This is a genomic window from Streptomyces sp. MST-110588, from assembly GCF_022695595.1.
Classification (GTDB): domain Bacteria; phylum Actinomycetota; class Actinomycetes; order Streptomycetales; family Streptomycetaceae; genus Streptomyces.
In genome coordinates this window covers 7,286,287-7,304,945 of the sequence record NZ_CP074380.1, presented here as the reverse complement: position 1 = coordinate 7,304,945, position 18,659 = coordinate 7,286,287, and the positions used below count along the sequence as shown (strand labels likewise).

14 protein-coding genes and 2 pseudogenes are annotated in these 18,659 nt (G+C 73.0%); 6 read left to right on the top strand and 10 right to left on the bottom strand.

What is annotated here, in order from left to right:
* Nucleotides 1–46 precede the first annotated feature (46 nt).
* The 7 genes from KGS77_RS31895 to KGS77_RS31865 form a co-directional block, all read right to left on the bottom strand.
* Nucleotides 47–1,213, bottom strand: a complete 1,167-nt coding sequence (locus KGS77_RS31895; RefSeq protein ID WP_242586671.1) for a glycine amidinotransferase — start codon at nt 1,211–1,213, stop codon at nt 47–49.
* 57 nt (nt 1,214–1,270) lie between these two features.
* Nucleotides 1,271–2,857, bottom strand: coding sequence for a hypothetical protein (locus KGS77_RS31890; RefSeq protein WP_242586669.1), 1,587 nt, complete (start codon nt 2,855–2,857; stop codon nt 1,271–1,273).
* The gene (locus KGS77_RS31885) at nt 2,854–4,203 is read right to left on the bottom strand and encodes an MFS transporter (protein WP_242586667.1); all 1,350 of its coding nucleotides are present in this window, start codon (nt 4,201–4,203) and stop codon (nt 2,854–2,856) included. Before KGS77_RS31885 ends, KGS77_RS31890 begins: the two co-directional genes overlap by 4 nt.
* Entirely contained in the window at nt 4,188–5,393 is a 1,206-nt protein-coding gene (locus KGS77_RS31880; RefSeq protein ID WP_242586666.1) for a hypothetical protein, read from the bottom strand. Before KGS77_RS31880 ends, KGS77_RS31885 begins: the two co-directional genes overlap by 16 nt.
* 189 nt (nt 5,394–5,582) lie before the next feature.
* Nucleotides 5,583–6,611: a tRNA pseudouridine(13) synthase TruD gene (gene truD, locus KGS77_RS31875; RefSeq protein WP_242586664.1), complete on the bottom strand. Its 1,029-nt coding sequence runs from the start codon at nt 6,609–6,611 to the stop codon at nt 5,583–5,585.
* Nucleotides 6,608–8,194 (bottom strand): GMC family oxidoreductase N-terminal domain-containing protein, encoded by a 1,587-nt coding sequence (locus KGS77_RS31870; protein WP_242586662.1) that lies wholly within the window; start codon nt 8,192–8,194, stop codon nt 6,608–6,610. The genes truD and KGS77_RS31870 overlap by 4 nt, the downstream gene beginning before the upstream one ends.
* Nucleotides 8,175–8,819 carry an adenylate kinase gene (locus KGS77_RS31865; RefSeq protein WP_242586660.1) on the bottom strand — a complete coding sequence of 215 codons (645 nt, stop codon included), beginning with the start codon at nt 8,817–8,819 and terminating at the stop codon, nt 8,175–8,177. The genes KGS77_RS31870 and KGS77_RS31865 overlap by 20 nt, the downstream gene beginning before the upstream one ends.
* A gap of 133 nt (nt 8,820–8,952) precedes the next feature.
* On the opposite strand from KGS77_RS31865, the gene KGS77_RS31860 reads away from it, so the two are divergent.
* Complete coding sequence (locus KGS77_RS31860; protein ID WP_242586659.1) at nt 8,953–10,287, top strand: aminotransferase class III-fold pyridoxal phosphate-dependent enzyme; 1,335 nt, start codon at nt 8,953–8,955, stop codon at nt 10,285–10,287.
* Here the strand turns inward: KGS77_RS31860 and KGS77_RS31855 are convergent.
* Complete coding sequence (locus KGS77_RS31855) at nt 10,223–11,026, bottom strand: hypothetical protein (protein WP_242586657.1); 804 nt, start codon at nt 11,024–11,026, stop codon at nt 10,223–10,225. The genes KGS77_RS31860 and KGS77_RS31855 overlap by 65 nt on opposite strands.
* Nucleotides 11,027–11,262: 236 nt before the next feature.
* Between KGS77_RS31855 and KGS77_RS31850 the strand changes: the two genes are divergently transcribed.
* Nucleotides 11,263–12,519, top strand: a complete 1,257-nt coding sequence (locus KGS77_RS31850) for an acyl-CoA dehydrogenase family protein (RefSeq protein ID WP_242586655.1) — start codon at nt 11,263–11,265, stop codon at nt 12,517–12,519.
* A 279-nt stretch (nt 12,520–12,798) separates the two neighbouring features.
* A complete protein-coding gene (locus tag KGS77_RS31845) occupies nt 12,799–13,170 on the top strand; it encodes a VOC family protein (RefSeq protein WP_242586653.1) in 372 nt (123 codons plus the stop codon).
* A gap of 82 nt (nt 13,171–13,252) precedes the next feature.
* Here the strand turns inward: KGS77_RS31845 and KGS77_RS31840 are convergent, their stop codons facing one another.
* Nucleotides 13,253–13,735, bottom strand: a complete 483-nt coding sequence (locus tag KGS77_RS31840; protein ID WP_242586652.1) for a hypothetical protein — start codon at nt 13,733–13,735, stop codon at nt 13,253–13,255.
* A 71-nt stretch (nt 13,736–13,806) separates the two neighbouring features.
* The gene (locus KGS77_RS31835; RefSeq protein WP_242586650.1) at nt 13,807–14,484 is read right to left on the bottom strand and encodes a helix-turn-helix domain-containing protein; all 678 of its coding nucleotides are present in this window, start codon (nt 14,482–14,484) and stop codon (nt 13,807–13,809) included.
* Between the two features lie 136 nt (nt 14,485–14,620).
* On the opposite strand from KGS77_RS31835, the gene KGS77_RS31830 reads away from it, so the two are divergent.
* The 3 genes and pseudogenes from KGS77_RS31830 (at nt 14,621) to egtB (ending at nt 18,649) form a co-directional block, all read left to right on the top strand.
* Complete coding sequence (locus KGS77_RS31830) at nt 14,621–15,832, top strand: pyridoxal phosphate-dependent aminotransferase (protein ID WP_242586648.1); 1,212 nt, start codon at nt 14,621–14,623, stop codon at nt 15,830–15,832.
* Nucleotides 15,833–16,036: 204 nt separating this feature from the next.
* Nucleotides 16,037–17,337: pseudogene (gene egtA / locus KGS77_RS31825) on the top strand (ergothioneine biosynthesis glutamate--cysteine ligase EgtA).
* A pseudogene (gene egtB, locus KGS77_RS31820) lies at nt 17,334–18,649 on the top strand (ergothioneine biosynthesis protein EgtB). The pseudogenes egtA and egtB overlap by 4 nt, the downstream one beginning before the upstream one ends.
* The last annotated feature ends 10 nt before the right edge of the window (nt 18,650–18,659 follow it).

Sequence of the window (18,659 nt, the reverse complement as noted above, 5' to 3'; positions counted from 1 at the left end):
GGGCGGGGCCGGACGGGACACCGGCCCCGCCTGCCGGGCCCGCCCCTCACTCCAGGGTGCGCGGGCCTTCGGCGAGCGGCCGGTAGTCGTTGACGGGGAAGTAGTCCTCGGCCGTCCCCTCCCGGTTGACGTCCCAGGTGGCGCAGTGCAGCGATCCGCCGTACTCGAAGACATCGCGGAAGGGCACGGGGAAGACCTCGAACCCGAGCTTGTCGAGCAGGTCCTGCAGCGGCTTCTCCTGCTCCTCGCACACCACCTTCGTCGGGGAGATGCTCAGCACGTTCATCGACAGCCACTTGGAGGACTGGCAGTACCGGGGCATCTCGTCATTGGTGGACTTCGGCTGGGGCACGTCGACCAGCTCCCAGCCGTTGCGCAGGAACATCTGCTCCTCGCCCTCGCGCAGCGGCCGTTCCGGGTTGGTCAGCACCAGTCCCGGCCGCAGCGGCACGAAGGTGCAGTCGATGTGCGAGGGGAAGAAGTCGAGCGGGAAGTGCACCGGGTGGACCCGGAAACCGCGCGGCTCCAGATGGCGCTTGAGCCAGTGGATGCCCTGCCGGTTGGTGGTCATCGACTCCTGTACGACGATGTCGCGGCCGAACCGGCTGATGTCGGCGGCGTCGAAGACCACCTCGTCCTGGGTGACGCAGAACTCCGAGGAGTGCATCCGGCGGTGCCGCTCCTCCAGCGGCCACTCCCAGAACTCCTGGCGGTACATGGAGTCGGCCATCGACGGCTTGGGCGCCACGGTCCACACCATGCCGGGGTCGTTGTTCCAGTACGAGTAGACCAGTTCCCGGTAGGCCCGGTACTCGAAGTACCGGGCGCGGCGCGACATCGTGGCCTCGACGATCTCGTTGCCGAGCGTGATCATGACGTCCCGGGGACACACCACGCAGTACTGGTTGTCCACCGCGAAGTCCGGCGTACGCACCGGGCTCGCCAGGTCGGGCGCCACGGGCCTGCGGACGGTGACGCCCTGCGACTCCAGCAGCCTCACCAGGCCGTCGAGCTGCTCGTTGGCACGGTCGGTCATCTCGGCCGGCTTGGGCCCGGTGGGGAAGGGGGCGCTGCCGCCGTCCGGGGTGCGCATCTGCGGCCGGTGGCCGGGCTCGGCCGGCTCGAAGCAGGCGTTGTCGGCGATCCCGACGACGATCTCACGCAGCGGGTCCCACTCGTTCCAGGAATTGACCAGGTTCGCCGGTCGGCTCATGGTGCACGCCCTTTCTCTTGCGCTTCGGTGCTCGGGTGCTCGGGTGCTTCGGTTCGGTCATGGGTGCGCCTGGGCGCTCGGGGGCCTGGGCGCCGCCGCGCTCCGGTGTCCGCTACGCGTACGGCGGGGCTCCCGGGCCCCGCCCGCCGCCCCGGAACCCAGCGGAAAGGAACGCAGCCCGGGGTCGCCCAGGTGGGCGGCGAGGGCGGCGCAGGCGGGCCCGGCCCGGTGGCCGGGCGCGGGGGGCGAGACGGCGGTCACCACGGCGACGCCGTCCGCCGTGCGGTAGTCGATCACCGACCCGTCGTGCCGCAGCCGCGCGGGGCCGTCCGCAAAGCCGTCCGCAGGGCCGGTACGTGCCACGGGTACCGTCAGCGAGTACGACGGCGCCGCCGCCACCGCACGGCGCACGACCCGTTCGAGCGCGGCGCTGCCGATGCCCTCCAGCCCGGGAAGTTCCTCCTGCACCGCCCGGTTGAACAGGTAGACCGGGAAATCCGGCAGCGCGGCCCGCAGGCCGAGTCCGGAGGCGTGCCGGGGGTTGAGTTCGGTGGCCGTGAAGCCGTCGGGGGTCAGCAGGCCGTCCACGCTGAAGATACCGCGGTAGCCGGTGGTACGGACCAGTTCCCGGCCCGCGCGCCGCGTGGCGTCCCGCATGTCGCGTACGGCCGCCGGGCCCGGCCGCCAGTGGGTGGAGGACCCGCAGAACAGCAGCCGGCCGGTCTCCGGGTCGCCCAGGGTGACGATCTCGATCGGTGAGAACACCGCGATGCCGTCGGGCAGCGCCATGCCGAGCACGCTGCACGGCACGCCGTCCGCGAAGCGGGCGATCCGCACCCGGTCGGCCCGGCCGGCCAGGTCGCGTACGGACTCCTGGAACCTGTCCGGGTCGCCCGGGTCCGGGACCCAGCGCAGCCCGAGTGAGTCCCCGACATGGCCGCGGGTGGAGTCGGCGGCGACCACGACACCGGCCGGACCGGCGATCTCCCCGATGCCGATGCCGATGCCGAGGCCAATGCCGTTGCCGGTCCCTTGCGGCCCGGCCCCTAGCGGCCCGGCTCCCTGCGGCCCGGCTCCCTGCGGACCGCGCCGCAACTCCTCGGCCGCGACGACGACATGGGGCGGTGCCGCCACCCCGGCGGCGGCCCACAGCCGGTCGATCGTGGTCTTGTCCTCCACGGCGGCCCATTCGGGCCGCCGCCACCCGTACACCTGCCGCCCGAGGAACTCGGCGACCCCGGTGCGGGGCGTGCCCAGCGCCAGCCACCGCCGCCCGGGGTCCAGCCCGTCCAGCCACCGCCGTACCTCCTGTGAGGGGGTGCGCAGCCATGCCTCGAACTCGGGCCGGGTCATCTCCGGGCCGGATTCCCGGCACCGCCGGCTGTGCGGGACGGCGGGCGCCCCGGGCCCCGGGCCGGTGCGGGAGAGCACCGCTTCCACCCGCGCGCCGCAGGCCCGCAGTTCGCCGACGAGCGAGGTGGCCCGGTGGTCGAAGTCGTCGAGCAGGAGCAGCACACCACGGCCGGACCACAGGCGCCGCAGCGCCTGGTTCACGGTGCGGACGATGCCGGCCTCCTCGGCGGCGGCATCCTGCCCGACGGCGGTCTGCGCGGCGGCGTCCTCCTGCCCGGTGGTGCTGGTCATGGCTCTCCCTTCCGGCCGGCCGGATCGCCGGCGCACGGCTGAGGTACGGATGCGTACGGTGTCGTCCTGGCGAGCCTGAGATAGACGGCGGCGCCCACGAGCAGCGCGCACGCCATCACGGTCCACGGCGCGCTGCCCGACGCCGACAGCAGCAGCGTGTGCACCCCGGGGCCCAGCGCCCCCGACAGTCCCCACGCGAGTTGGTACAGGGCGCTGTAGCGGCCGGCGTCCTGCCGGGTGGCGAACGACAGCACGATGGTCATGGCGACCGCCCCGAACACCGCCTCGCCCAGGCTGAACACCACGACGGCCAGCGCGACGCAGACCGTGCCGCCGGCCCGGTCGAACCGGCCGAGCGGCACCAGGGACGCCAGCGCGACCGCGACGAGCACGGCGGCCAGCGCCATCAGCCGCATCGGCCGGTGCCGGCGGCCCAGCCACAGGGCCAGGGGCTGGAACGCCGGGATCGCCACGCAGGAGAGCACGTACGCCACCGGTGGCATCCACAGCGGCATCCCAAGCGACCGGAGGTAGACGGGCAGGACCGAGTCGAAGGCGACGCTGGAGAGGGTGATCGACAAGGTGGCCCCGGTGAAGGCGAGGAACCGGCGGTTGGCCAGGACGGCGCGGTAGGAGGCCCCCTCCCCCTCTCCCGCGTCCTTCCCGGGTACGGGCGCCTGCCGCAGGGGCCGGCCCACCCACCGGAACATCACCCCGGCGACGGCGAAGCTCACCGCGTTGGCCACCGGGACGGCGTGCCACAGCGCGGCGCCGCCGGCGTCCTGAAAGGAGGCGCCCAGGGCGACGGCCAGCGCGCCCACCCCCAGGCCCACGTTGCGCAGCGAGTTCATCAGGGCGAACAGGCCGCGCTGCGCCTGCTGGGTGGCGGTGACGCTGTCGACCAGGCCCGCGTGCGCCGCCCAGTAGAGCCGGTCGCCGAAGCTGATGGCGAACGCGGTGGCGGCGACCGTCACCGGGGTATCGGCCAGCAGGTAGCAGGGAAAGCCGGCCGCGCGCAGCGCGCAACTGAGCGTCGCGGCCGGGAACGGGCCCATCCGGTCCGTGATCACTCCGACGGCCAGCCCGCCGGCCAGCAGCGCGGCCAGCGCTCCCGTGCTCAGCGCGGAGCCGGCGGTGGTCAGGGCCATGCCCTGCCCGTAGGTGAAGTACAGCAGGGAGAAGGTGATCCACACGCCGCTGCCCACGGCGTCCACGACCATCGCCGTCATGAAGGCCCCGGTGCGTGCCACAGGGCGGGGCGGCGGATCGCCGGGCGCCCGGCCCGCGCCGTGCACGGCTCCCGTACCGCCCGTACCTTCCGTACCCGAGGTCAGCCGGTCTCCCACAGCACCTCCCTCGACCACCAGTCATCGACCGCGCGCAGCCGCGCCTCGGTCTCCTCGGTCTCATCGAGCCGGAAGAGGAGTTCGGCGACGCTGTCCGTACTGGAGCTCGGCCCTTGGTAGTACGTGCCCACCTCGCCGTAGGCGGCGAAGCGGTGGGTGCGGGGCAGCGGACAGGTGGCGGGCAGCCGCCGCAGCGTGCCGCGCCGGGGCGGGAACCAGCCCCACCCGTACCGGGGACGGGCGCCGTCGCGGTCCGGTACGTCCACCGGCAGTCCCGCCTGGCCCCGCAGGTGCGCGGCGTAGAGGTTGACCCCGGTCGCCAGCTCGTACGCCTCCACGATGCCGCAGCCGCCGGGGCGGCAGGCGATCTCGCACAGGAGCGGTTCGCCGTGCGGCGGGTGGAAGAACTCGGCGTGGAAGGCGGTCACTTCGTCCACGGCGGGCAGCGCGGCGACCACGGCGGCGCCGGCCTCGGCCAGCCGGCCCGCCAGCGGGTCCGAGGCGGCCAGCATGGCGCTGATGCTCGGGGCGCCGTACGTCGCCGTGTCGAGGTTGGTGTGCAGATAGCGCGAGGCGATGGCGTGCAGCACCTCGCCCTTGGCCATCAGCCCGTCCACGTGGCACACCACGCCGTCGACGAATCGTTCGGCCAGCCAGGTGCCGTCGCCGGGAAGCTCGCACTCCCGCACCGCGCGGTGGTCGCGCAGCACCCGGACCCCCACCGAGCCCGCGCCGTCCGCCGGTTTGACCACCACCGGCAGGCCGTGGACGGCCGTGAAGGACAGCAGGTCACCGGTGTCGCGCACCAGGGCCATGGGGGGTACCGCGATGCCGTGCCGGGCCGCCAGCGCCTTCATCCGGTACTTGTCCCGGTAGGCCAGGGCACCGGCCACCGACTGGCCGGGCAGGCCGTGGCGTTCCCTGGCGCGGGCCGCCCGTACCACGTCGATCTCCGCCGTGGTGATCACCCGTTCCACGCCCCCGTCGGCGCAGAGCGCGTCGATCAGCTCCTCGACCTCGGCCGACGCGTAGTCCTCCACGACCTCCAGGCGGGTGAACAGCTCCCGTGGCGGGCGGTGCGAGGGCCGGGTCACGGTGGACTTCGCCGTCAGGACGATCAGGGACTCCCGCGGCAGCCAGGCCGGCAGGCACGGGAGGATGGGCCTGCGGTTGAGCAGCAGCAACGCCATGGACGGCCTCTCCGGGGCTAGGGTGTTTCTGATGGATCTCCGTGGAAGACGGAGCGGTGTTCGGTGCGTGCGCTCGGCGTGCGGTGTGAAGGGTCATGTGGCGGAGCCACCTGTCCCTTTGCGCCGTGCGGCGAGGGTGCGTGCCGGGCGTCGCGAGGCCGCGGAGATCCGTCAGAAGCGCCCTGGGGTTCAGCACTGGGCGATCAGTTGGCGCAGCGCGGCGGTGGCGTAGCAGCCGGACGGCAGCAGGAAGCTCACCTCCACGGCCCGGCGCCCGGGGAACTCCTCGTCCGGCCCCTCCTCCTCGGCGGTCACCGTCGTCTGGATCACGGTGGGCCGTACCGTGGGGCGTTCCACGGGCCCGTCCTGGTAGGCGTACCGGGTGTACGGCAGTTCGTGGCAGGCCGCCAGGAGCGCCGCCACGGCCGCCCCGGTGGTGGGGAAGCGGTAGGGCAGGCCGTCCACGCGCACCTGTGCCGACTCCTCGGGGCAGACCGCGGCGACCAGCTCGCGCACCTGGGCGTTCCAGGCGTAGGAGGAGTGCGCGGCCAGGTAGAAGGCCACGGTCCTGGGGTCGAGTTCGCGGAAGAGGTCGCGGTCCGTGCCCTGCCACCGGGCGGCGGTCCCGCTCTCCGGGGCACCGAGCCCGGCCAGTTCGTGCCGCGCCAGGGTCCAGTCCTCCTTCAGCAGGGCCTCGCCGACCAGGTGGGTGCGTTTGGGGCCGCCGGGGACGCCGAAGCGCTGGGTGTCGTAGTAGTTGACGAACAGCAGGTTCATCCGGTGCCGGGCCGCGAGGCGGGCGGCGGTCGTCTCCTCCAGGCCGCGCAGCACCACCCGGAAGCCGTTGCCGTTCAGGCGGCCGACCCGCAGCGGCTCGCGGCCGTAGCCGTAGTGGCTCAGGCTCAGCAGCCGGTGGGGGCCGGCTTCCTCCACGAGCCCGGCGGGCGGCAGATCGTGCGGCGCGGCGGCCTGGACCGGTACGGACAGCAGTTGCTCGGTGATGCCGTCCTCGTCCTTCAGGCCGGCGTAGCCGATGTCCCGGCTGGACACCCCGAGCCGGTCCGCCACCAGCCGTACGGCCTCCATCGTGGTGTAACCGCGTTTGTGCAGCAGGAGGTAGCGCTGGTCGGCGGTGGCCGCGTCGGTCAGTGCCAGGACCAGGTTCTCCCGTACCCGGAAGTCCTCCGGACGGTGCTTGAGCACCAGCGTGCCGGTCATGTCCCGCTCCCTTCGCCGGTCGACCAGGCGGCGACCCGTTCTCCGATGACCAGGGCGACCAGGTGGGTGTTGGCCCGGACCGGGACCGGGATGACCGAGGTGTCGGCCACCTGGAGCCGCTCGGTGCCGTGGACGCGGCAGCGGCCGTCCACCACGGCGTCCGGGTCCTGGGCGGGGCCGATCCTGGCGGTGCCCATGGGGTGGTGGGCCGTCCGTGCCGCCCGGCGGATGAAGGCGTCCAGTTGGCCCGGCGAGCCGGCCGCCTCCGCGTCCAGGGCGTCCATGGCGTCCGTGGTGATGATTTCCTTGGTCAGCGCGGTGAACGGGGGCTGCCGCAGCAGTTCCCGGCACAGCCGGGCCCCGGCGCGCTGGCGGCGCAGGTCCTCGGGGTCCGCGGCGTAGTCGATGCTGATGCGCGGCGGGTCGTGCGGGGAGCGGGAGAGTGCGGTGACCGTTCCCCGGCCGCGGGGGGCCATGAGGTTGGAGGTCACCATGAACGCCCGCCCGCCGGGCACCCGGCCGGCCAAGTGGGGTGCGTACACGTCCAGTTCGACGTGGTTGAGTACGTAGAGCTGCATGTCGTTGGCGATGTCCGAGCCCGGCGCCGTGTACCGCAGGAGGACCTGCGCGCAGGGGTCGGCCGGATCGCACAGCCCGGGAACGGGGATGACGCCGATGGGAACCTGGGAGTGGTCCATGAGCCCGGCGCCGACGCCCGGCAGGTCGGCCACGACGTCCACGCCGAGCGAGCGCAGCAGCGCGGCCGGGCCGACGCCGGAGCGGTGCAGCAGCGCGGGGGTCGCGTAGGCGCCCGCGCACAGCGTGACCCGGTCCCCGTACACCCGGGCGGTACGGCCCGCGTGGACCGTCACGACCCCGGTCGCGGTGTTTCCCGCGGGCCCCTCGAACAGGACCCGGTCGACCAGGGTGTCGGCGGCGATCGTCAGGTTGGGCCGGCCGCGTACCGGGTCCAGGTAGGCGGCCACGGCGGAGACGCGGCGTCCGCCCTCGGCGAGGTTCAGGGGCAGCGGGCCCACTCCGGTGGTCCCGGGCGCGTTGTGGTCGGCCACGTAGGGATGGCCGAGGGCGGTCGCGGCCTCCACCAGGGCGGCCGACAGCGGGGACAGCTCGTGGGGGGAGGGCCGGCGCAGCGGCAGCGGGCCGTGGGCGCCGTGGTGGGGGCCGCGGAAGTCCGCGTCGCTCTCCAGCCCGGTGAAGTACGGCAGGACGTCGGGCCAGGACCAGTCGGTGCCGCCCGCCCGCTCCGTCCACCGGGCGAAGTCCTCCGGCTCGAGGCGCAGCGCGATACAGCTGTTGACCGCCGAGGAGCCGCCGACCACCCGGCCGCGCGGGAGCGGCAGCCGTGCGCCGTCGGCGCGTTCGGCGGCCAGTGACCAGTCGTGGTCCACCATCGAGGGGGTGCAGCCGTTGCGGAGGTCCTGGGGCAGCCGGGCGGGGTCGGGGTAGTCGGGTCCCGCCTCGATCAGCAGGACCCGGCGGCCGGGGTCCTGCGAGAGACGGGCCGCGAGCACCACTCCCGCCGGTCCCGCGCCGACGACGATGTCATCGAAGCCGTGACGCACCGGTATTCCTCTCCGTTGCCGTAGTGTGCGGTCCGGACGGGGCCGGCCCGGGTGAGGTCTTGGCCAGTCGCAGCAGCCAGCGCGACAGGCCGGCGGGCCGGGTGAAGCGCAGCAGGTCCAGTTCGACGTCCGGGGCGTCGTGGACCAGCGCCCGCACCTGGTCGCGTGTCGCGTGCCGGGTCGCCCATCCGTAGCGCAGGATGTTCTCCGGATCGGTGAACACCGACCGCAGCGGCGGTTCCTGATTGCCGCTCCACAGCACCTCCTTGTGCAGCGACCGCAGCAGGGTCCGCAGGACGAGACTGGTCATCGTGGTACGGGCCGGGTAGTCGAGCCATACGAGCAGATCCGCCCGGCGGGCGAGTAGGGTGGCCACCTCCGGGTAGTGCCACTCCGTGATCCAGCGGGGCTGCCCGGCCGCCCGGGCGACGTCCTGGGGGAACTCGGGACGTATCTGCCAGTCGGGCTCGTAGTACAGCTCGTCCAGTTCGATACGGGGCAGCGCCAGCAGGCCGGCGAGTTTGCCGGCGACCGTCGTCTTGCCCGCCCCGCTGCCGCCCGCGACCAGCACCCGGTCCGGCCGGCGCGGCAGGTCCGTCGCCGGATTGAGCACGTGCAAGACCACCGTCGGCGTTCCTCTCGATCCGTTCCACGGGCCGCTGCCGGCCGCCGCAGCCATGATCACCGTCCCCCGGCGGATTGACACCCTGACAGGTGTACGGGTGTGTGCGGGCCGACGGCGCTGCATGATCGTTGGCATGTCGCTTACCAACGGTGAGAACTCCGGCGTGGCCGCCGCCCTGGACACCGACGTGGACGAGGGCCGCGCCCGTGAGCGTGACAGGCGCTTCGTATGGCACCCGTGGTCCCCTGTGGAGGCGTCCGGCCAGGACGCTTTGGTCCTGGTGTCCGGCCGGGGAGACCGGGTACGGGACGCGGCGGGGCGCGAGTACCTCGACGCCATGGCCTGCGCGCTGAACTCCAGTTGCGGGTACGCCCATCCCGCGCTGGTCGCGGCGGCCGAACGGCAGATGTCCCTGCTGCCGCACTACGACCTGAGCGTGGGCACGCATCTGCCGGTCGGACGCGTCGCCGAGCGGCTCGGCGCGCTGCTGCCCGAAGGACTCGGCCGTACGCTGTTCCTCAACAGCGGCTCGGAGGCGACCGAGGCCGCGGTGCGGATCGCCCACGACTACTGGACCAACAAGGGCGAGCCCCGCAGCCGGATCGTCACCTTCGCCGCCGGCTACCACGGCACGACCTACATCGCCCAGCATCTGTCCGGGCTGCCGACCAACGCCGTGTACGGCGCCGAGCCCTTCCCCGTCACCCGGGTGCGGCCCTCGCTCCCGGCGCGGGAGCTGCGGACGCCCGAGGCCCTGCCCGCACTCGTCCAGGAGTTCGAGCACGCCGTGCTGGACGGCACGCCGCCCGCCGCGGTGTTCGTCGAGCCGCTGCTCAATGTGGGCGGAGGAGTGGTGCTGCCGGCCGGGTTCCTGCGGGCGCTGCGCGAACTGTGCGACCGCTGCGGAACCCTGCTGATCGTGGACGAGGTGTTCTGCGGATTCGGCCGTACCGGGCGGATGTTCGGCTTCGAGCACGACGGTGTCACGCCGGATCTGGTGACCATGAGCAAGGGGCTGAGCGGCGGGTACGTGCCGTTCGCGGCGCTGAGCACGACGGAGGAGGTCTACGCGTCCTTCGCGGCCGACCCGCTCCTGGGCGGCCTGCGCTACGGGCACACGACCGGGGGGCACGCGGTGGCCTGCGCGGTGGCGCTGGCCGTGCTCGACGTCATCGAGGAACGCAAGCTGGTCCAGGCGTCCGCGACGCTGGGCGAACAGCTCCTGGCGGGCCTGCGCCCGCTGCTGGACCACCGGGAGGTTCTCGATGTGCGGGGGCTGGGCCTGGTGGCGACGGTCGAGTGCGCCGGTCCCGAGGTGGCGGCGGAACTGGTGGCCGGGGCCAGGGCCCGCGGGGTGCTGCTGCGCCGGCAGGGCGCCGCCGTGATGGCCATACCGCCGCTGGTCATCGGCGAGAGCGGGGTGGCGGAGCTGGTAAGCGTGACGGGCCAGGCCCTTGCCGCGCTGTGACGCGCCGGCTGGGGAGCATCCTCAGGTGCTGTTCCCCGACCAGGCCGGAGCGCAGGGCCATCGCCACGACCGCCTCGCGCTTCCAGTAGGAGCGCTTTCCGTCGGCGGCCCCGGCCCATTCACCCACCCGCAGTTTGTGCATGGCCAGATAGTCGATGTGGTGATTGACCGCGGCCCGGCTGATCCGGTACGCGGGCCGGCCGTCCCCGAGCCGTTCAATCACCTCGGCGACCGTCGGCACCGCGCCCGGCGGGCACCCGCGCAACTGCGGTTCGCACAGGGCCACCAGAACGCGGAAATACATGCAATCCTCGTCGAGCCGGGGCCAGTTGGCGGCACTTCCGGACAGCGCGGAAGGTGCCAGGTAATGGGGTTCGGGGCCGAATACCTTCACCATACCTGCGCCCCGCGGCACCGGCAGGATGAGCCGGGCCAGTTCGAAGGGAATGGGTATGTCCCGGCGCCGCGGCGCCACCTTGACGAACTCCCCGCCGCTCTCCATGTTTTCGACGAAGTAGGTGTCCTCGGCGTGCAGATTCGTCAGGCACCAGTGTCCGTCCCGCGCCGTGACGACGGCGAGTCCGTGCGGGTGGGGGCCGGTGTCCGGGGCGAAGTCCAGGGAATCCGCCCGCTCGTCGTACCGGACGACCGCCCCTTCGCCCCCGGCGAGTTCGCAGCGCCTGGCCGTGGTCGGACGAGTCGGGCCCCCGGGCAGCCATCCGGAGAACTGAAGAGTCACAGTCCGCACAGTGAAGAACCTTTTCCGAACGTTGGTGCATGAAACTGAACGTTGGTACAAGGAAACAGAATTCACCGCTCCGCTAGTTGAAACCACAGTAACCGGGGGCTTACACCCGGGCAATGCCCTTGCTCGATCGTCCGAAATCCGCCGGTCGGCGCGCGCACCGGCATTGTTTCCGCTGCACACGATGTCCAAAACATGCCGGGTACCCGCTAAACGTCGAGGACGCAATCATGTCGAATTCCTTGTCACTGAACTCCGAGTTGCAGCCGGCCACGGCGAGCGGCGAGCAGGCGGTCGCGGCGGTCATGAAACTCCAGGACTTCCTCACCGGTCAGGCCGAGGCCACCGACCACGAAGGGCGGTTCGCCCGTGACAGCGTCGACGCGCTCGTCGAGGCCGGGGTGTTCGCCGCGAGCGTCCCCACCGATCTCGGCGGCTTCGGCGTCGAGCGGCTGCACGACCTGACGGTGATCACCTCCCGGATCGCCCGCGCCGACGCCTCGGTCGCGGTCGCCTACTACATGCACACCGCCCTGGCGTGGTACTTCGCCCGCGTCGTACGGTTCGCGGCGGACGGCGAGCCGGGCTACCTGCCCCGGGCGGAGTGGCTGGAAGCCATCGGCGGCCGGCGGATGCTGCTGTGCTCGGCGGTGGCCGAACGCGGGGCCGACTACTGGAATCTGGCCACGACCGCGACCGCCTCGTACAACGGCTGGGTGGTCAACGGCCGTAAGATCCTGGCCTCGCTCTCGCCCGCCGCCACCCACTTCTACTGCCGGCTCAAGGCGGTGCGCGGCGAGGGGAACCACCTGGCGAGCGCCATGATCCCCGCCGGCACACCGGGCGTGCGGGTCGAGGACGACTGGCAGGGGCTGGGGCTGCGCGGCTCCGGCAGCGGCAGCGTCCTGTTCAGCGAGTGCGTCGTGCCCGAGGACGCGCTGCTGGTACGCGGGCCCTGGGGCAGGCGCGACGCCGGGATGCTGGAGGGCCGCGCGGTCAGCGGCATGGGGCTCAACGGCGTCTGCCTCGGGATCGCCGAGGCCGCCCGCGATCACGCGCTGGAGGCCCTGACCAGACCGTCCCGCAGCCGCAGGCGCTCGGGATCGGCCGCGGTGAAGACCGCCGTCACCGAGATGGAAGCCGCCCTGACCACGGCCCGCGGCACGCTCGGTGCGGCGCTCCAGGACTTCGACTCGCTGCTGCTGCGCAACAAGCCGCAGGTGGTCACCGACGACACGAGCCGGGCGATGATGAAGGAGTGCCAGCTCGTCAGCATGGTCGTCGAGCGCGCCGCCACCACGGTCGTCGACCTCGCCATGCGCCTGACGGGCGGGGCGAGTTACCAGGCCCGCCACCCTCTGGCCCGCGCCTACCGTGACGTACGGGCGGCGGCTTTCATGCCCCCCTACTCGCCGCCGGAGGAGGCGGTGGACTTCGTCGCCGACACCACGCTGGGATCCGCCGAGGCCCGCGACGTGGACGGCTGACGAGCGGTCCTGGCCCTGTGGCCCCGTGGCTCTGTGGCCCTTTGAATTTCCGCGGCAGATGCCGCCGCGGACGCCCCTAGGCGACCGCCGACCCGACGACGTCATGTCGCTACCGGTCCAGACCAAGGGGTGAGGCAGCGGAGCGCGAACTCCGCTGCGGCAGTGCGGCCCGGCCCCTCTTTCGTGGGCCGGGCCGCAAATGCGCCACCATGCCTTGGCGCGCCACGCCCGGCGGGTAGGTTCTATCCCGGCCCGCCCCCGACTGGCAGGATCACCGGCATGGTGGCCATAGGTACTGTTGTCATGGGAGCCGAGGACGTGCCGCGCGCGGCCCGCTTCTGGTGTGCGGCGCTCGATTACGTGCCGCGCGAGGGTGAAGTGGAGCCGGACTGGGTGGTCCTGGTCCCGGCCGGGGGGACCGGCGTCGGGCTCGCGCTGGACCGCAGCGAGACCCCCGTACAGCCGGAGCCGCGGGTCCATCTCGACCTGTACGCCGCCGACGCGGCCGAACAGGCCGCGGAGGTGGCGCGGCTGGTCGCCCTGGGCGCCGAGCGGGTGCCCTGGGACCGCTACCCGCCCGACCCCGACTTCGTCGTCCTCGCGGACACCGAAGGCAACCGTTTCTGCGTCATCGACACCTCGGCGGGATAGCTCCCGGGACGCCCGCGTGGCGGGGACGGCTCCCGTCGGCCCCGCTCAGGTGCGGCCCTCCCCTCAGGCGCGGCCCTCCCCCTCAGGTGCGGCCCTCCCGCTCCTGGGCGTCCTTCAACTCCTGGGAGGGGGCCGCCCACCGGGCCCGTACGACCGGGAAGCCGGCCCGCTCGGCGGCGTCACAGACCAGTTCGTCGTCATCCACCAGATGCCGTACCGCACGGCCGCGGGCGATCCGGCGCAGGATCTCCAGTTTGGTGTACCGGGCCGGGCGCCGGTCCTCGTTCGGCCGCATCCACAGCCGCCCCTGCGGCAGCCCGTGCCGGTCGAGCCATTCCAGGGTGTCGCGGCGGCAGCGCTCGGGGCGCCCGGTCAGATAGACCACCTCGCACGTCCCGGCGCTCTTCAGCGCCAGGGCCACGCCGCGCGCCAGCGGCGGGTCCTGCGGGGCGGCGGCGAAGAAACCGTTCCAGTCCCGCGGCCGGCGCTCCAGGAAGTGCTGCCGGTGCCCGGTGTCGGCGAGGGTGCCGTCCAGATCGAATACCGCCAAAGGGAGCGTCGCCATGCCGTGCCGCCCTCTCCTGCGCCTTGTCCTCTGCCACGTGCGCGATCCGCCCGTCTGCCGCTTCCTAGCGCCTACGCGTCCGTACGGCCGGGGGACACGGCGGCCCCCACTGGACGGGTGACCTCGATCCGGCCGGATGCGATGCCCTGGGCGAACGAAAGGCGATCGTACGCGAGGTCGACACAGGTGTCGGCGGACAGCCGCAGCAGGACGTCGGCGTGTCCGGCGGAGCCGTCGGCGTAGGACGGGCCCTCGGGGCCGAGGGTGAGGTGGAAGTCTCCCTCGTCCAGGGAGATCTGTACGGTCCGCACGGCACAGGCGCCTTCGGGATCCGCGATGTCCCCGGCGGCCCGCTCCTGGACGTACCGCGCGAGGCGTTCCATCAGCGGCAGGGCGAACCAGTGGGCGCGTACCGCGTCGGTGGGCCGCTTCTCCCCGAGGTCCGCACTCCCCCACCGCGCGAGGGCGGTGAGCACCGGCCGCAGCTCCCGGCCGCGCGCGGTGAGTTCGTAGACGAAGGAGGCGCCCGGCGGGGCGAGCCGGCGCCGGGTGACCAGGCCGTCGCGCTCCATGTCCTTCAGGCGGGAGGCGAGCATGTCCGTACTGACTCCGGGGAGGTCGGCGTGCAGATCGGTGTAGCGCCGGGCCCCGCCCAGCAGTTCCCGGACGATCAGGAGCGTCCAGCGGTCCCCCACGGCGTCCAGGGCACGGGCGACGGCGCAGTACTGGTCGTAACTTCGGCGTGGCATGCCCTCAGCATAGACAAGTGGTTGGACTTTCCAAGTGGCTGCTTGGTAAAACCAAGTACGTTGACGGATGCCACCGCGCCGCGCGGTGCGCAGGGGCCCGCCGCGCCGGGCGACGGGCGAGGAACCGGGAGGCCGTATGGAGTTCAAGCAGTCGGGCAAGCTGGCCGACGTCTGCTACGAGATCCGGGGACCGGTGATCGAACAGGCCGACGCGCTGGAGGAGGCGGGCCACAGCGTGCTGCGCCTGAACACCGGCAATCCGGCCCTGTTCGGGTTCGAGGCGCCCGAAGAGATCCTCCAGGACATGATCCGCAGCCTCTCCCGCGCCCACGGGTACACCGACTCGCGCGGCATCCTCCCGGCGCGCCGCGCGGTGGCCCAGCGCTATCAGGACGCGGGGCTGCCCGGCATCGGCGTGGACGACGTCTACCTGGGCAACGGTGTCTCCGAACTCGTCTCGATGGCGGTACAGGCGCTGCTCGACGACGGGGACGAGGTCCTGATCCCCGCGCCCGACTATCCGTTGTGGACCGCGGTGACCACACTGGCCGGCGGCAAGGCCGTGCACTACCTGTGCGACGAGTCGGCGGACTGGCTGCCGGACCTGGACGACCTGGCGTCGAAGATCACCGACCGCACCCGCGCCCTGGTCATCATCAACCCCAACAACCCCACGGGCGCCGTCTATCCGCGTGACCTCCTGGAGGGCATGCTGGACCTGGCGCGGCGGCACCAGCTCCTGGTCTTCGCCGACGAGATCTACGACCGCATCCTGTACGACGGCGAGGTGCACCACCATGCCGCGGCGCTCGCCCCGGACCTGGTCTGCCTGACCTTCAGCGGCCTGTCCAAGTCCTACCGCGTCGCCGGTTTCCGCTCCGGCTGGCTGGTGGTCTCCGGCCCCAAGCAGCACGCCGCCGACTACCTGGAGGGCCTGGGCACCCTCGCCTCGATGCGGCTGTGCCCCAACGCCCCGGCGCAGTACGCCATCCAGGCCGCCCTCGGCGGGCGGCAGAGCATCAAGGACCTGGTGCTGCCGGGCGGCCGGCTGCACGAGCAGCGGGACCGGGCGTGGCGGCGGCTGAACGAGATCCCGGGCGTGACCTGCGTCAAGCCCAAGGGCGCGCTGTACGCCTTCCCGCGCCTGGACCCGTCCGTACACAAGATCCACGACGACGAGCGGTTCGTCCTGGACCTGCTGCTGCGGGAGAAGATCCAGGTCGTCCAGGGAACGGGGTTCAACTGGCCGCGTCCGGACCACTTCCGCATCCTGACCCTGCCGCGCGCCGACGACCTGGACGCCGCGATCAGCCGGATCGGCCGCTTCCTGGCGGGTTACCGGCAGTGAGCCGGCGGGCGGTGGCCCGCCTGCCGGGAAGTCCGGTCGTCCGGCGTGCGGTCCGGGCGGCCGGTCGTACGGACCAGGCGGGCCGCCGCCCATTGACGCGCAACCCGCGGCACGGAACCCGCGGCCACGCACTCTTGAGCCCGTGGCCGTCACCCGATTAGGTAGAGGGCGGCAACTACCGCCCGACCGGAAGGGAGTGCGACCGTGACCGCACGACCGGCGACAACCGAAGCCGAACTGGAGGCCCACCTGCGCGGCATCTGCTTCAAGACGGGCCCGCCGCGCCGTACCGGGGTCGAGATCGAATGGCTCGTCCACGACGCGCACCGCCCCCGATGTCCTGTGGAACCCGAGCGGCTGCACGCCGCGGCCACCGCACTGCGGGCCCTGCCCCTGCGGTCGGCCCTCACCTTCGAACCCGGCGGCCAGCTTGAGCTCAGCTCGCTGCCCGCCGCCTCCCTCACCGACTGCGTGGAGTCCGTCCGCGCCGACCTCGCCCTGGTCCGCCCCGCCATGCGGGAGATGGGCCTGGGCATGGCGGGCCACGGGCACAACCCCTGGCACCCGCCCCGACGCGTCCTGGACGAACCGCGCTACAACGCCATGGAGGCGTACTTCGACCGCTGGGGCGACGCGGGGCGGTCCATGATGTGCGCCACGGCCTCGGTCCAGGTGTGCCTGGACGCGGGGTACGAGGAGCCGGGGCCGCTGGGCTACGGGCGCCGCTGGTACCTGGCCCATCTGCTGGGCGCCGTGCTGGCCGCGGCCTTCGCCAACTCGCCGGCCAGCGAGGGCTGCCCGACCGGGTACCGCACCACCCGTCAGCTCGTGTGGTCCCAGCTCGACCCGGCCCGTACCCTCGCCCCGCCCCGGACCCCGACCCGCGCGCCGCGTGGGTCCGTTACGTCCTGGACGCGCCCGTGATGTGCGTACGGTCCGACCGGGGCCCGTGGGACGCGCCCTTGGGCCTGACCTTCCGCGAATGGATCCGTACGGGGCTGCCACGGCCGCCGACGCGGGAGGACCTGGACTACCACCTCACCACGCTCTTCCCGCCCGTACGGCCGCGTGGCCACCTGGAACTGCGCATGATCGACGCGCAGCCCGGGGACGGCGGGTGGATCGTGCCGCTGGCCGTCACCGCGGCCCTCTTCGACGACCCGGAGGCCGCCGAGCGGGTCTACCGGCTCGTCAAACCGCTGGCGGAGACGGCGGGGTCGCGCCCGGCGCCCCGCAACCCGCTGTGGCGGCACGCCGCCCGCGCCGCCCTGACCGATCCCGAGCTGCGCGCGGTTGCCCCGGCCTGCTTCGCGGTGGCCCGCGAGGCGCTGCCCCGGCTGGGCGCCGGCCCCGAGGTCATCGGCGCGGTCGCGGACTTCACCGAGCGCTATGTGAACCGTGGCCGCTGCCCGGCCGATGACCTCCTGGACGCCCTGAGCCCTCCGGCCCCCACGGACGCCGCCGCCCACGCGGATCAGCTCCCCCCTGGGAAGGACAGTTTGTGACCACCGATCCCGACTCGCTCCGGGAACGCGCGGCCGGCGCCCTGCTCGCCGCGCGCGACCGCACCCGGCTGCTCACCACCTGTGTCGAGGAGCCCGACCTCACCGCCCAGCACTCACCGCTGATGTCCCCCCTGGTCTGGGACCTGGCGCACATAGGCAACCAGGAGGAACAGTGGCTGCTGCGCACGGTGGGCGGGCGCCGGGCGCTGCGCCCGGACATCGACAACGTCTACGACGCCTTCGAGCACCCGCGCGCCGAGCGGCCCTCGCTACCGCTGCTGGCGCCCGCCGAGGCCCACGGCTATCTCGCCGAGGTACGCGGCCGGGTGCTGGACATCCTGGAACGCACCCCGCTGCACGGTGACCCGCTGCGCGACGCCGGGTTCGCCTTCGGCATGATCGCCCAGCACGAGCAGCAGCACGACGAGACCATGCTCATCACCCACCAGCTCCGCCGCGGTCCCGCCGCCCTCACCGCGCCCGAGCCCCCGGACACCTCCGGGGGACCGCTGCCCCGGGAGGTGCTGGTGCCCGGCGGCCCGTTCACGATGGGCACCTCCACCGAGCCGTGGGCGCTGGACAACGAGCGGCCCGCGCACCGCCGGCTGCTGCCCGCCTTCCACATCGACACCACCCCCGTGTCCAACGGCGCCTACCTGGAGTTCATCGAGGACGGCGGCTACCGCGACCCGCGCTGGTGGGCGCCGGAGGGCTGGGCGCAGGTCCGCGAGCACGGCCTGCGGGCCCCGCTGTTCTGGCGGCAGGAGGGCGGCGGATGGCAGCGGCGCCGCTTCGGCGTCACCGAGCCCGTACCACCGCACGAGCCGGTGCTGCACGTGAGCTGGTACGAGGCCGACGCCTACGCGCGCTGGGCCGGCCGGCGGCTGCCCACCGAGGCCGAATGGGAGAAGGCGGCGCGGTACGACCCGGACAGCGGCCGTTCGCGACGCTACCCGTGGGGAGAGGAGGACCCCTCCCCGCCCACGCCAACCTGGGGCAGCGGCATCTGCGCCCGGCCCCGGTCGGCAGCTATCCGGAGGGGCGCTCGCCCCTGGGCGTACGGCAGTTGATCGGTGACGTCTGGGAGTGGACGGCGAGCGACTTCCTGCCCTACCCGGGCTTCGCCGCCTTCCCCTACCGGGAGTACTCCGAGGTGTTCTTCGGCAGCGCGTACAAGGTCCTGCGCGGCGGTTCCTTCGCCGTGGACCCGGTGGCCTGCCGGGGGACCTTCCGCAACTGGGACCTGCCGGTGCGGCGGCAGATCTTCGCCGGCTTCCGTACGGCCCGCGACGCGGCACCGGAGAGCGCGTGAGGCCGGCGTC